The following is a 14154-nucleotide window of genomic DNA, read 5'->3' as shown; positions in this document are numbered from 1 at the left end:
CGTTTTTGGGGGGGGGGGCGGAGAAAAAGCCCCCCCCACCTACCCGACAAGCGGCCCGACTGAGCGCGGGCCGCAGGGGGAACATTACGAAGCGATGCTGCGGCGCTCCGCGCCGCAGGGCTCAGGATCGGATTCCCTCCCCGCCTGAAGGCGGGGATTCCCTCCGAAGAAGAGGGATGGAGGGACGCAAGGGGCGGACGGAGGGTAGGCGCCGATGCGGATACCCAAGATCACCGGTGCGGAACTCGGCAGCGGGTCGGGATTCCTGTCCGAGAGGTCCCGCACGGCCATCGCGGTGGTGGACGCGGAGGGTGACGTCTCCCTGTGGAGCCCGGAGGCGCAGGCTCTTCTCGGCTATCAGGCCTCGGAGGTCTGCGGAAGGCCCGCGGCAGAGCTGCTGGCCTCAGCGGAGGACCGTGAGGCGGCCGTGACCGCCCGAGAACGGCACCCGGCCGAGGACAGCTGGAACGGCGTTCTGGGCCTGCGGCACCGAGATGGCCACGAGGTGCAGGTGGCACTGCGGGTCCGTCCGGCTCTGAGGGGAGAGGGTGCCGCCAGCTGGTCCGTCACGGCTGCCGAAGCGCATCAGGTACGACAAGAGGAACTCGACAGGGCGATCTTGGACGGCTTGTTCGCCCAGTCCCCGATCGGTATCACCGTCATGGACGCCGACCTGCGCTACCGCTATATGAACAACGCGGCAGTGCGTGATGTCGCCGGGGCGGCCGATCAGCTCCTCGGCCGCCGCATCGGTGAGGACCAGTCGTACGTGAACGCCGCGGAGATCGAGCAGGTGCTGCGTCGTGTGCGGGACACAGGCGAGCCGGATCTTCACGTCCAGGTGCGTGGCCGTCCTCCGTTCGACCCCCGCGAGCATGTGTGGTCGGCCGCGTCGTTCCGGCTGACTGACCGTGCCGGTCGGGTGCTCGGCGTGTGCCAGACGTTCTTCGACGTCACCGAGGGTGACCGGGCTCAGCGGCGGCTGGGACTGCTGAACGAGGCCAGTGCTTGCATCGGCACCACGTTGGACGTGGGGCGGACAGCGCAGGAGCTGGCTGACGCGGCGGTTCCCGCGCTGGCGGACATTGCGGTCGTCGACCTGCTGGATTCGACCATCCGGGGCGAGGAACCAGCTCCGGGGCCGACCTATGAGCAGGTTCTGGCTCGCAGGTCTGGCGTCTGCTCGATCCTGTCGACCCCCGACGAAACGCCGGAGGCTGCGTACGCGGTGGGCGAGACGGTGACGTATCTCCCGGACACGCCGCAGGTACAGTCTCTGGCCACCGAGCGGCCGGTCCTGGTGCCGACCGTGGAAGCCGCAGGGCCGCTGGTCCGTGACGCGCGACGGGCCGAGAAGATCCGAGCATTCGGGATCCACTCGCTCATGGCGGTTCCGCTGCGGGCACGCGGGGTCACGATGGGCATGGCAAGCTTCAGCCGCTATCGGCACCCCGAACCCTTCGACGAGGAGGACCTGGCCCTGGCCGAGGAGTTCGCCTCCCTCGCAGCGGTGTGTATCGACAACGCCCGCCGCTACACACGCGAGCACACCACGGCCCTCGCCCTGCAGCGCAGTCTGCTGCCCCATGATCTGCCGCGCCACCCGGCAGCCGAGACCGCCTACCGCTATCTTCCCGCCGCGGCCCACGCTGGAGCGGGCGGGGACTGGTTCGATGTCCTGCCGCTGTCCGGCGCCCGCGTCGCCCTGGTCGTCGGAGACGTCACGGGCCACGGCCTGCACGCCGCGGCCATCATGGGACGGCTACGCACGGCAGTCCATACGCTGGCCGACCTCGACCTCACTCCGGCCGAAGTCCTCACTCAACTCGACGACCTGGTCATCCGCCTTGTCGAGGAGGACCCCGACTGCCTGGGCGCCACCTGCCTGTACACCGTCTACGATCCCATCTCGCGCACCTGCACCTTCGCCCGCGCCGGTCATCCCCCACCCGCTCTGGTGACTCCGGACGGCACGGCGGAGTACCTCGACATTCCCGCAGGCCCACCCCTTGGCCTGGGTGGACTGCCCTTCGAAGTCACCGAACTGCAGCTCGCGGAGGGCACCCTCCTCGCCCTCTACACCAACGGCCTCATCGAGGCCTCAGGCCCCGACATCGACATCGGACTTGGCCGGCTGACCCGCACCCTGGCCGACCCGGGCCGACCGCTGGAACAGCTCTGCGATGCCACGGTGAATTCCTTGCTGCCCAAGCCTCACTCCGACGACGCCACGCTGCTCCTCGCTCGCACTCGGGCCCTGGGAACACCACAGGTCGCCTCCTGGGATCTGCCCACCGACCCTTCCCTCGTCGCCCACGCCCGCACCCTCGCTACCGCCCAGCTGGCCGAGTGGGGCCTGGAATCCCTGGCCTTCACCACTGAACTCGTCGTCAGCGAGCTGGTCACCAACGCCATCCGATACGCGCGCGGCCCCATCGCTCTGCGGCTTATCCACACCGACGCCCTCATCTGCGAGGTGTCCGACGGCAGTCTCAGTGCCCCGCACCTGCGCCGCGCCCGCACCAACGAGGAGGGCGGCCGCGGTCTGTTCCTGATTGCCCAGCTCACCTCCCGCTGGGGAACCCGCTACCACCCCGACGGTAAAACCATCTGGACCGAACAGCCCCTCTCCTGATCGGAGTTGCTGAGCTCTTCGGGTTGTTGTCGGGGGGTGACGTGTGGATCCCTACGGTAGGCCGGTGGTATGCGGTATGCGCAGGGTGGTGGGCTGACCGCGGAGCGGCGGCGGTTTCGCGAGCGGGTCTGCTACGAGGCGGGCGAACGGTTCGCTCGTGGCGAGAGAACCGCGGTGATCGCGAAGGATCTGCGGGTCACTGAGCGGTCGGTGGAACGCTGGCGTCGTGCCTGGCGGGAGCGCGGGAGGGTCGCGCACGCCTCTGCGGGACCACCGCGAAACCGCCCAAACACGGGCAGAGCCCTCGCGAGAGACGAGCAGGCGGTGGACCTGTGGAAGAAGGATGAGTAGCCGCAGGGGGCGAAGAAAGTCGCTACTGGCTCCACGATGGCCCCGTGTGGATTAACCCCTCTTGACCTGCATGAGTAATGTCGTTAGTTCGGTCAACGATCCTAGATCTCATGGTTGCGGTGCGTTCGGGTGCCGCCACCTCCAGGAGCATGTTGAGCAGATCGGTGACCTGGAGCACGGCTTCGTGGGGTGGCAGTTGCATCCATGCCTGGGCCGCGTTCTGCGCCGCGATCTGCGTGCGCCGTTTGCCTGGCCCCAAGCGGTCGAACCAGGCGAGGGCGATCCAGGTCCAGGAGGCGGTGGCAAAGGCATAGTCTCCGCTCAGATACGCCAGATCGGCTCGGAACTGGGCGGCCTCGAGCGTTCCGGGGGCCGTGTCGCCCTGCTCGACGGTGAGTTGCTGCAGGATGCCGTCTGCAGCAGGTATGGCGGTGTCGAAGTCGTGTGCGCGCCCTGCGGCTTGGGCTGCGGCGATTCGTTCGAAGAGGGTGCCGGCGGGTCGGGTCGTCGGCGGTTGCGGGGTTGTGTGTTCTGCGCCTGGTGGCTGGGTGGTGCCGTCGGGCATCACCTCCATGTCGAACTGGGAGTTGCTGCGGTCGTCGCGGACGTGGAGGTGTACGGGCAGGCCGGTGCCGGTTGCCTCGATGTGGAAGGCCTGGATGACGACGCGAGAGGGGTCGATCCCGTCGGGGACGAGCTGGGCTTCGCTGTTGATGTGGAGCCGCCCGTCGTGGCTGATGTGGACCTGGTGGCGGGTGCTGGTGTGCATGGCGCTGCGGCCTGCGGGGTGTGCCGGAGGCCTTCCTCCTTCGGGTGGGTCAGAGAGCGAGTCCGTGGCTGCGGAGATAGGCGATGGGGTTTATGTCGGAGCCGTAGGCGGGTCCTGTGCGGGCTTCGAAGTGCAGGTGTGGGCCGGTGACGTTGCCGGTGGCGCCGGACAGTCCGATCTGCTGGCGGGCTTTGACGGTTTGGCCCGTGGTCACGGTGATTTGTGAGAGGTGGGCGTACTGCGTGTACTTGCCGTCGCTCATCTTGATGACGACGTTGTTGCCGTAGGCGCCGCCCCAGCCAGCTTCGACGACGGTGCCGGTTCCTACGGCCTGGACGCGGGTGCCGGGGGGTACCGGGAAGTCGATGCCAGTGTGCCGGCCGGAGGACCACATGCCGCCGCCCGCGTTGTAGGGGGTGGTGACGTGGGAGTTCTCCACGGGTAGAACCCAGGCTCCCTTGCCTTGGGCGTCGGTGGAGTTCCCGACGTTTTGTACCGGGTCACAGCCTGAGGAGGTGGTGAGCACGGCGTTCTTGCCCCAGAATTTGACGACCAACTCGCCTGCGGTCTTCTCCCATTTGGCGTAGGCGTCGGGGAATCCGGATTGCTGTACGTTCTGGGCGGCCTGGGTGAGCGGTTTGGTCTGCCACTTGTCGACCTTCGCCAGGTGCGCGAAGAATGAGTTGCTCGCGTAGATCGGGTCGGTGACCTGCGTGATCGTGCCCCACCCCTGCGAGGGTCGCTGTTGGAAGAGTCCTTGTGAGTCGCGGTCTCCGTACCTGATGTTCTTGAGCATCGACTCCTGGATCGCGGTGGCCACGCCGATCACGGCCGCCCGGGGCGGCAGGCCGCGGCCGCGGGCGACGTTTGTGACGATGCTGGCGTTGCGCTCCTGCTCAGTGGTCCATTTGATGCTCTGCTGCTTGCCCTGAGGGTTGAGCGGGACGGTGACCTGCCCTCCGGATCCAGGGGTTTGTGGGGCGTCCGTCTCGTTGGTCACTTGCATGGCCGAGGTCTTCGGTGTGCAGGCGTCCTGCCAGTCCGTTCCGCTGTTCGGCTTGCCGCCGCCCAGCGCGAGCGGAATGCAGAGCGCTCCAGCGCACATCGCCGCGACGCCACCAGCGGCGACGCGTATGGCTGTGCTCATGTCTCGATCCCCAGTCGTCGACGCGTATCCCGCTGCGAGGGACGGGAACCGCATTTCCCGTGCCATGGGGTGGGCCCGGTTCAGCGGACGTCCCAGGGCTGTAAAGACGCCGCTGCATAGCTGCGCTTGCGCCGCTAGCGTCTGCGCCGAGTGAAAGCAGCAGGGAATCGACAACTCGCACTGGATTCTAGGGCATTGAATAGCCGATGCGTCAATGTGTTGGCAGAGCAGGCGTTTTGGTCGTCCACCTTTCTTCGACTGGGGAATATTCGGTGATGCGGGAGAATTCCTCACTGTCGATGACCGGATGTCTAGGTCTTTTACGGGGACTGGGGCGGGGTTCCGCAGCCTGGGAGGGGTTCGTGCAGGTATCGCAGCAACTGGTGACACTGGCAGCCGGTGACGGAATCGGTGGCCTCGTCAACGGGATCAAGCCCGACTGGAACGTGTTCGGTGCTATCGGGACCAAGGCCAGGATCATGGTTGGGGTGATCATGGCGGGTGCCATTCTGTTCCTGCTCGGCAGCGCCGTGGTCGGCGCCGTTCATATCCGGGTCGGAAATCAGCAGCACAACACGATGGAGACGAAGAAGGGGCAGACGATGGTCGCCAGCTCACTTCTCGGACTCTTTGCCGTGGCGTCCATGGCGACGCTCTTCACCATCGTCTACGGGTTTGGCATCTAATGACTCGGGATCAGAAGCGGGCGGGTACACGGAGCCTGACGGCCAAGGCGTCGGATGTTCCCGGAGCCCGTGCGCAATCTCCGTGGCGCAGGGCGAAGATGGGGGCGATCATCTTCGGCGTCGTTCTCGCGATCGGGATAGCGCTGACCTTGTCCAGCAGCGGCGGCAGCGAGCGTGGGTTGTCTCAGGCGCCCGCTGAGTCCACGCCCACGTCACAGGCCGGCGGTAATGGCCCCGGCGCCCGAGCGAGTTCCGCCAAGAACGGCGTACCGGTGGGGTATCCGCGCACGAAGGACGGGGCAGCAGCGGCAGCGGTCAACTACGAGATGGCCCGCTCCGCTCCGGGGTACTTCACCGACGAGGCGCTGCGGCACCAGGTACTCCAGACGATGATGACGTCCTCCGCTCTGGTAGCTCAGCGGCAGCAGGACGACCAGACGGCCAAGGGCCTGATGGCGTCGCTGGGGGTGACGGAAAAGACGGCGCCCGAGATGGTGATGCGTGCCGCACCTCTGGGCACCCACGTGGCTTCCTACTCGAGCGACACTGCGACGGTCCGGGTCTGGATGAGCGAGGTCGTCGGCGTCCCTACGGACAGGTCGCAGATGCCGGTCGCGGGCACCTGGTCGACCTACACGCTGATCCTGCAGTGGCAGAGCGGCGACTGGAAGGTCGCCACGATCGACCAGGCTGACGGTCCCACCCCCATGGTCGCGGACGATCAGTCCCCGTCGTCCACCAGCGATATGCGCCTGGCGAACGAGGAATTCGAGGCTCCCCGCTATGCAGGCTGACTTCCCGCGGCGGCGCATCGCGAAGGGGCTGGTCGCGGCCATGTTCGCGGCTTCTATCGTCGTCGCCGGCCCCGCGGCTCCCACGGCGCAGGCCATCCCCGGCGGGCTCCATCCGTGCAATGCACCGGGTGGGCATTACGTATGCGGCAAGGCTGAGCAGGGCGCTAAGTGGCTTTACGACCATTCTGGTGCAGACTCCGTCGTTGACGGTGTGAGCCAGGCTGTCGATTTCGCCAGTGACCCGTTCGGATACATCGAGCAGAAGCTGAGCGCCGGCACCAAGGGCATGTTCGAGGCCTTCGGTGAGGAACTGACGGGAAAGAAGCCGTCCGTCCCCAAGAGTGGTCCGAGGCCCAAGAAGGGCGAGGGGAACTAGCCATGCTGGCGCTGGGTACAAAGATCGACTGGGGGAACGCTGGTTTTCTCCGCCTGTACGGGCTCGTCTTCGGTCTCGCCACCGTCCTCACGATGATCACGTGGCTGATATCTGTGGTGAAGCGGGCAGTCCGAGGCGTGCCCCTGGGCCAGGCTCTCATGGAGAATGTCGGCTACCTGCTGATGTCCGTGGTCGTGGCCGGGTTCATGCCGGTCGCCGTGGCTTACACGGTTGATTTCGTCGACAGTGCGGCAGAGGCGATTCTGGGCGACTACATCGCCGAAGTGTTCGTCGGCGGCCTGGTCTTCTTCACGTTTCTCGCGGCCATCATCGTGTTGCTGCCCGGAGTTGGGGTGGTCATCGCCATCCCGCTTGCGTTGATGTTTCTGCTCGCCATCTTCGGTCTGTGGGTCATGCTCGTCGTGCGTAGCGCGATGATCCTGATGGGGCTCGTCTTCGGCCCTCTGGTCTTCTCGGGCCTGGTCGACAAGGATTTGTGGGGCCATACCCGCAAATGGGTGGGTGTCATGGGCGGGGTTATCGCCAGCAAGCTGGGCATCTACCTGGCCCTGGCCCTGGCCGGAGCGATGCTCGACGGCGGGAGCGACGTCGACAAGGTCACTCTGCCCCAGGCCATCGGCGGGTGCATCACCTGCCTCGCGCTGCTCTTCATGGCGCTGATCATGCCGTTCCAGGTCGCGAAGTGGCTGCCCTTCGCCGGTGACGAGCTCCAGAGCATGCACCAGGTCAAGAGCGAGGCGGCGCAGCGCCACCGCAGCACCAAGGCCGGCTGGAAGGACAAAGACGACGACTTGAAGCGGCTTGCAGACAAGAAGGCAGCTCCTGGCGGAGGTGGGGCGGGAACCGTGGTCGGCACCGCCGGAGGTCCTGTGGGGGCAGGTGTGATGGCTGTCAAGCAGGGCATCGACAGCGCGCGCGATCAGACCATCCAGGCAGCGCAGAACGGCGCCAGCAACGCTACCGGCGGCAGCGGCCAGGAAGTCGGCGACAGCGCTGGCGGCTCTGGCGGCAAGGGTGCTGGCAGTCCGCGTGGCGGCGGCTCGCGTGGCGGATCCGGCGCCGGCTCGGACGGGGGGCGGCGCCCGGCCCCTCCGCCACCGCCGCGGTCCGGATCACGGTCTGGGCCACGGCCCGGGTCCAGGCCTGGCCCCTCACCGGCTTCGCCTCCACCTCCGGCTCCGCCTCGGCAGCGGTCGGGAAGCCAGGCGCCCCCGCCTCCGTCTCCCGCCCCCTTGCCCCCGCCGCCCGAGAACTAGCGGCCGCTCCCCCATCACGCATTGAGAGAGAAGGGAGTCGCGATGGACCGCGTCTTTACGTTCCCCCGACCGCGTCCACGCGGTCTGCTGGGGCGCCGCTTCGAAATGGACGAGCAACTCGTCCTGCTGGGCGGCATAGCTCTGTCCGTGGGCCTGCTTGCTGCTCTGCCCGGCGTCCCCCTGAAGATACTCGGCTGCCTCAGCGCCGCAGGAACCTGCCTCTGGGCGACGATGGTCCCCTACAAGGGCCGCACCTTCCTGCGCTGGTTCGAAATCCGCCGCTCCTACCGGCGTCTGCTGCGTGACGGAAAGCTCCTCTACCAGTCGACGGCCCCGATGGCGGGCCGCCGCCGTGACGGCACACCGGAGCCGGTCGCGCAGCCCGTGGGCGTGCCGGAGTCCCTGGAATGGATCAGGGCGAAGACGGCCTACGGCGACGTGGCCGTGCTGCTCCAGCCGAAGGAGGGCATGTTCGTTGCGTGCATCGAGGTCGAAGGCTCCAAGAACTTCGGGGGCCTGGACGGCGCGGACAAGGAAGCGCTGATCGGCGCGTACGAATACCTGCTCAAGGAGACGGCGGAGTCGGGTGGCCGCATCCAGTACGTGCAGTGGCTGGCGCGGCTGCTGCCCACCGACCCCAACGCCCATGCGCACGACGCTGCGGCCCGGCGTGATCCGGCGGCTCCGTCCTGGCTGAGCGATTCCTACGACCAGCTGGTTGACATGGTGTCGGTCTGCGCAGAGGACCGGCGGCTGTTCCTGGTGCTGGGCATCCCCTACTCCCAGGAGCTGGTCGCCGAGGCCCTCCATTACGGGACGCTGCACGACGGGTACGGCGAGGTGCTGGGCAAGGAGATCGAGCAGTTCATTCGGGGCCTGTCCGGTGCGCAGTTGCGCTGGGTGCGCAATCTGGATGAGCCCGCTCTCGCCTCGCTCATCCATCACACCTATGCGCCCGACCACTGGATCAACGACGTCCGCGGCATGGACCGCGCGAGTTGCTGGCCGGCTGAGATGGACGCCCGCGACCCGACACGTATGGCGGCCCGCAGCTGGGAGGGCGCCGACCCCTGGTATTCGAGCACCGCCTGGGTCAAGCAGTTCCCGGTGCTGCCCGTGGGGATCAACTTCATGGCCCCGTTGCTGCTGTACGTCTCCGATGTGATCTTGACGGTCGGCGTGACGATGCGGTTGCTGCCCGGCGACCAGGCCCTCGAGGACGCCATGGCGGACGTCACCAACGAGGCCGGTCAGGCCGACGACACCCCCGGGAAGATCACCGACCCTCGCGAGGAGCGTGAGCTGGGGGCCTCCGCTTCCACCATGCACGACCTCGCCAACGGCGCGGCCGGCGTACGCCTCACCGGATGGGTCACGGTCACCGCGCCCGACCCCGACCTCCTGGTGCAGCACCGCAACACCGTCCGTGCAGCCGCGGTCAAGTCGTCGCTGGCGCTGGAGTGGTGCGATACCGAGCAGTACCGCGCATTCGCCAATACGTTGCCCATGGTCACCGGACTGCTGAAGGACTGAAGGCCCGTGCTCGAACTCATACGCCGCCAGTCCCAGACCAGACGGCGCGCACTGCGCACCACCTCCGCGACCGCCTCGGGCCTCTACCCCGCCGTCGGCGCCCCGTCCTCGGACCCCCGGGGCGTGATCATCGGCCGGGAGATCTACTCCGGCAAGGCCTACATCTACGACCCCTTCATCCTCTACGACCCGAGCGCCCGCGAGCGTCTCCCAAGCGGCCACGCGCTCGTCCTGGGCAAATCAGGATTCGGCAAGTCAAGCCTCGAAAAATGCTACGTGCTGAGACAGTTGCGCTTCCGGGAACGCTCGTTTTGCATCCTCGACGCCCAGGGCGAGGACGGGGTCGGCGAGTGGGACAGCATCGCGCGAGCCCTCGGCGTTACCCCGATCCGCCTGGTCTACGGCGGTGAGGACGGCGAAGGGGTACGGCTGAATCCCTTGGACCCGCGGATCCCCGGCCAATACCAGTTCAAGATCCTCTGCTCGATGGTCGAGATCATTGGTGGCCCGCTGAGCAGCGAGAGCGAGTTCGCCCTCTCGGTCGCCCACGCTGCCGCACAGGCCCGCGCCGGTGCCGAGGAGCGTGTCGCGGTCCTGTCCGACATCCACGACGCGCTCACCAATCCCGAACCGGCCATGCTCGGCCGGCGTCAGGTGGGCGCCGAGGACATGGTTGAGTGGGGTCAGCCGGCCAGCCTCGCGATGGACCAACTGTGCAGCCCCACCCGGGATCTGGCGGGGCTGTTCAACGGACCGACCACCCCGGGCATCGACCTGGACGCACGACTCATCGTCTTTGACTTGACCCGGCTGCCCCGCGAGGGCGAAGCCATGCCGTTGCTGATGAGTGTGATCGGCCCCTGGCTGCGCTACGCCTGGATCAGGCCGGGTGACAGCATCAAGCGCACCTTGATCGTTGAAGAGGCATGGCACATCCTCTCGCATCGGCCTGTAGCCAGGCTCTTTGAAGAATTCGTCCGTTACGGTCGCCGCCTTGGCCTGTCGTTCTGGGCGATCCTCCATCACCTCGGAGACCTGATGGTCGACGAGGCGCCCGAGGCCGCGGCCATCTTGAAACTGACCGCCACCCGGGTGCTCTACCACATGGACAAGGCAGAGGCCGACATCACGGCGGACTACCTTCAGCTGCCCGACTGGGCGCGCGAAGCCCTGGTCGACGGCGCCAGTCGCTGCTCTCCGGGCCGGGCCGTATGGCAGGTCGGCAACAGGATGCACCTGGTTGAGCACATCCGCAGCGCCACCGAGGCCGAGCTGACCAACACCAACCGGAAGATGACCGAGAAGGTGCGTGAGTTCACGATTTCTGCGCCCCTGATTCCCATGAACCCACGGACGGAGACCCGTTGAACACGCTACCGCGTCCCGCGGTTGCCGGAACCCCCGACACGGTCATCGGTCAGGTCGCAGTGCTCGAGCGTGTCCGCGTAGCGGGGGGCTGCCTCGATGGAGAGCCCGAACAGATCACACAGACGCCGAACATCGCCGCCGGTCGCGTAGATCTCCTGCAGGATGCGGTCCTCCCGCAGTGCCTGCGGCTTCAGCTCTGCCTTGACGAATGGGAAGTTGCGGCTGGTCGGCGTCAGCCGATGGGCCGTCCGACGGTTGATGAACAGATGCGGATTGAGACTGTTGGGCCAGGGGCGTGCCCGGTACTCGAGGGAGGCGCGGAGTCATGTGAGGACTGGTCCGGCCAGCGGGATGGTGCGGCCCTCCAAGTACGGGTTGCCATCATGGAGATCGGTCAGATGAAGGGCCTTCACCTGCGGGCCGGTCTATGCGTGGAAGGCCGCCATCCTGCCGAGCAGCGGGCAGCCGCGGCCGCCGTGTCGAACCTCGGGGGTGGGCTCTAGTGGCCAAGGTGGTCACCCCGCACTCCGGGCTGCGCCTGCATGTCTACAAGGACGCCTGGTGGATTGCACTGTGTATTACCGCTGTGGCGCTGACTTTGTGGACCTGGGCGGCCGCGGTCATGTCGGGCTTGTTCGCCCATGCTGCACCGGCCCTGGTGTCCTGGAACCAGACCGCCAGAGCCATTCCCCTGCTGGCCGCCCATCCCCTGCACCCCGAGAGCGCCTACCCGGTCGGGGCGGGCGTGGGCGGGCCCTTCGCCTTCTACCCGCCGCTGCTCGCAACTGCGGCCGCAACCTGTTGGGGCGTGCGGGCCGGCTGGCGGCGGTGGCGGTCGTGGCGTGACGAGGGAACCGACGGGCTCGCCACCGCTGCCCAGCTCGAAGACGCTATGGGCGAGGCGAAGGCACTGTCCCGGCTCGGTGCCCTGCGTCCCAGCCTGGCGAGTGCGCGCCCGACCTTGTCGAAAGATGCGGGCTCGGGGCTCGCCCGGCCGTGGCGCGGTTCGGTCCCACCGAAGGTGACTGATGTGCCTGTGACCGAGGTCGCCGTGTTCTGCGGCACGGCCATCCCTACGGGTGTCCGGTTGTACATTCCGTTCGAGGAGACGGTCCTGATCGTGGCCCCTCCCCGTGAGGGAAAGACCAGCCAGTTGATCATGCCCTGGATCCTGGACTTCCCCGGGTCGGTTCTTGCTACGTCGTCGAAGACGGACGTGCTGTACGCCACCGCCAAGTCACGTGAAAAATATGGGCCGGTGATGGTGCTGGACCCGACGGGTTTGAGTAACTGGCCGCTCCAGCTGCAGTGGAGCCTGATCGACGGCTGTGAGGACTTCACTGTCGCCCGCAAGCGCGCCGAGACACTCACTGGCACCACCAAGAGCGACGAAGGAACCAAGAACGGCGGCTACTTCGTCATGAACGCGCAGATGCTGATGACCTGCTGGCTGCACGCCGCCGCGCTTGAGGGCCTCAGCGCCATGGACATACTGCGCTGGGCCACCGCTCCCACTGAGCGGCAGCCCGTCGACATCCTGGCCGGCCACGGCCAGGCCAACCTCGCCCGTGCCCTCGCCGCCCAGCACGCGGCAGCCCCGGAGGAGCGGTCCGCGAGCTGGCGCACTGCAGAGCAGAGCATCCTCGCGCTGTACGACCAGAAAGTCGCCGCCATCTTCGGCCAGTCCGCCCGCGACAAAACCAACTTCTCCATCGCGAAGTGGCTCACCGAAGGCGGCACGGTGTTTCTGATCGGCGAGGAGGAAGAAGGCAGCTCCCTCGCACCGATTCTGGCCGCTTTCAGCCGGGCCATCCTCGACACCGCCAAGGTCATCGCCGCCCGGAGTCCCAACGGACGACTCGACCCTCCGCTGGCTGTCCTCGGCGACGAACTCGCCAACGTCGCCCCACTCCCCCAGATCCCGTCGCTCATGTCCGTCTCCGGCAGCCAGAACATTTTCCTGGTCGCCGTGCTTCAGAACCTCGCCCAGGCCCACGAACGCTGGGGAGAACTCGGCGTGAGAAAGATGTTCGCTGCCGCCACCATCAAGATCATCCTCGGCGGTGTGTCGGACGAGCAGGAGCTCAAGACCTACTCCGCGCTCGCCGGCGAATTCGAGGAAGACACAGAGTCGATCAGCGACAGCGGCGACAACATCTCCGTCAGCGTCTCCACCCGGCGCCGAGCCGTCCTCGAACCCGGAGACATCCGACAGATCAAGGAACGCGAGGGTCTGGTCGTACACCGGCGCACACCAGTCACCCGCGTCAAGTTCGAGCGCATCCACGAAGGCGCGCGCGCCAAGGAAATCGCAGCCGCCACCAAGGAGGCGCTGGCAAAGGTGAACAGCCATGCACCCTGACCGGCTCCGAGCAGCCCCACATGCCGCCGCTCGCCCCTGCCGCCATGGGACGGCAGTGGGCATCGCGGCCGGAACTCTCCAGCGGAGGGCTGCTGGCGATGCCTGATCCACTAGGACCGCTCTTTGACGCGCTCGAGTCCATCAACAGCGAACTCACCTCGTTCGCAGCGCGCTTGGCTCGACTTGAGGACGCCAGCGCTGTCCGAAGCGGACCGGGGCAGCATGGAGCCGCTGCGGACGACGAAGGCACCCGGGTCCCTGGAACACCGGTGGTCTGGCACCGGCTCGGCGATGTCGGCCGGGAGACGCTGTGGCATGAGTTCGCCGCATGGGTCATCCGCATGTCCGACACCTATGAGCTCACCACTGAGCAGCTGCCGCACGACTGCTGGTGGGAGCACGGTGCCGTAGTAGCCGAGCTGACCGCGCTCTGGACTGGCTGGGAATCTGCTTACAGCAGCCAAGACGACGCGACTGCCGGCCCATACCTGTGGCACGACGCCTGGTCACGCGGCATTGAGAGGATCGGACGCATGTGGCTCGGTGAGTGCACCAACGGCTATCACAGCCCGAAGTCCCGCACCCTGTGGGGCGCCGACGCCGCCTACCGCAAGAAGATCCTCGAGGCGGGCCCCCCGGGCGCCACCTGTAGGCCCGCCACGTGACTGATTGATTCCCATTCGACCTTAACGACGACGGCGACTCATCCCCGCCCGACAGGCAGTGCCGGCTTTCCCGGCATTCCGAGGGCAGACCACGCATTGAGCACCGAGTAGCGTGTTACCCATGGCTCCGACCTCGACTCCGCAGACCCCCTTCGGGCGGGTCCTCACCGCCATGGTCACGCCCTTCACGG

At 67.1% G+C, this 14154-nt stretch carries 11 protein-coding genes and 1 pseudogene; 10 read left to right on the top strand and 2 right to left on the bottom strand.

The genetic code is table 11. The features are described from left to right. Positions 1-214 precede the first annotated feature (214 nt). Entirely contained in the window at positions 215-2635 is a 2421-nt protein-coding gene (locus tag AC07CM_RS48755; protein ID WP_478883030.1) for a SpoIIE family protein phosphatase, read from the top strand. 69 nt (positions 2636-2704) lie between these two features. Continuing rightward, positions 2705-2908: pseudogene (locus tag AC07CM_RS48750) on the top strand (helix-turn-helix domain-containing protein); the annotation flags it as partial. A gap of 100 nt (positions 2909-3008) precedes the next feature. Here AC07CM_RS48750 and AC07CM_RS48745 read toward each other — a convergent pair. Both AC07CM_RS48745 and AC07CM_RS48740 read right to left on the bottom strand, forming a co-directional pair. After that, positions 3009-3755 carry a hypothetical protein gene (locus tag AC07CM_RS48745; protein WP_478883029.1) on the bottom strand — a complete coding sequence of 249 codons (747 nt, stop codon included), beginning with the start codon at positions 3753-3755 and terminating at the stop codon, positions 3009-3011. Between the two features lie 49 nt (positions 3756-3804). Further along, positions 3805-4902, bottom strand: coding sequence for a M23 family metallopeptidase (locus AC07CM_RS48740; RefSeq protein ID WP_478883028.1), 1098 nt, complete (start codon positions 4900-4902; stop codon positions 3805-3807). Positions 4903-5264: 362 nt separating this feature from the next. Between AC07CM_RS48740 and AC07CM_RS48735 the strand changes: the two genes are divergently transcribed. The 8 genes from AC07CM_RS48735 (at position 5265) to AC07CM_RS48700 (ending at position 13963) form a co-directional block, all read left to right on the top strand. Beyond that, a complete protein-coding gene (locus AC07CM_RS48735; RefSeq protein WP_478883027.1) occupies positions 5265-5588 on the top strand; it encodes a hypothetical protein in 324 nt (107 codons plus the stop codon). A gap of 98 nt (positions 5589-5686) precedes the next feature. Further along, a complete protein-coding gene (locus AC07CM_RS48730; protein WP_478883026.1) occupies positions 5687-6382 on the top strand; it encodes a DUF8175 domain-containg protein in 696 nt (231 codons plus the stop codon). Beyond that, a complete protein-coding gene (locus tag AC07CM_RS48725; protein WP_478883025.1) occupies positions 6372-6758 on the top strand; it encodes a hypothetical protein in 387 nt (128 codons plus the stop codon). Before AC07CM_RS48730 ends, AC07CM_RS48725 begins: the two co-directional genes overlap by 11 nt. 2 nt (positions 6759-6760) lie before the next feature. Continuing rightward, positions 6761-8035 (top strand): hypothetical protein, encoded by a 1275-nt coding sequence (locus AC07CM_RS48720; protein ID WP_478883024.1) that lies wholly within the window; start codon positions 6761-6763, stop codon positions 8033-8035. Positions 8036-8077: 42 nt separating this feature from the next. Then, the gene (locus AC07CM_RS48715; RefSeq protein WP_478883023.1) at positions 8078-9568 is read left to right on the top strand and encodes an SCO6880 family protein; all 1491 of its coding nucleotides are present in this window, start codon (positions 8078-8080) and stop codon (positions 9566-9568) included. A gap of 6 nt (positions 9569-9574) precedes the next feature. Further along, entirely contained in the window at positions 9575-10936 is a 1362-nt protein-coding gene (locus AC07CM_RS48710) for an ATP/GTP-binding protein (protein ID WP_478883022.1), read from the top strand. A gap of 502 nt (positions 10937-11438) precedes the next feature. Then, positions 11439-13298 carry a type IV secretory system conjugative DNA transfer family protein gene (locus AC07CM_RS48705; protein WP_478883021.1) on the top strand — a complete coding sequence of 620 codons (1860 nt, stop codon included), beginning with the start codon at positions 11439-11441 and terminating at the stop codon, positions 13296-13298. Positions 13299-13318: 20 nt separating this feature from the next. Beyond that, positions 13319-13963 carry a hypothetical protein gene (locus AC07CM_RS48700; protein WP_478883020.1) on the top strand — a complete coding sequence of 215 codons (645 nt, stop codon included), beginning with the start codon at positions 13319-13321 and terminating at the stop codon, positions 13961-13963. The last annotated feature ends 191 nt before the right edge of the window (positions 13964-14154 follow it).

Source organism: Streptomyces sp. NPDC044061, assembly GCF_056434305.1.
This window is presented reverse-complemented; position numbering and strand designations above follow the sequence as displayed.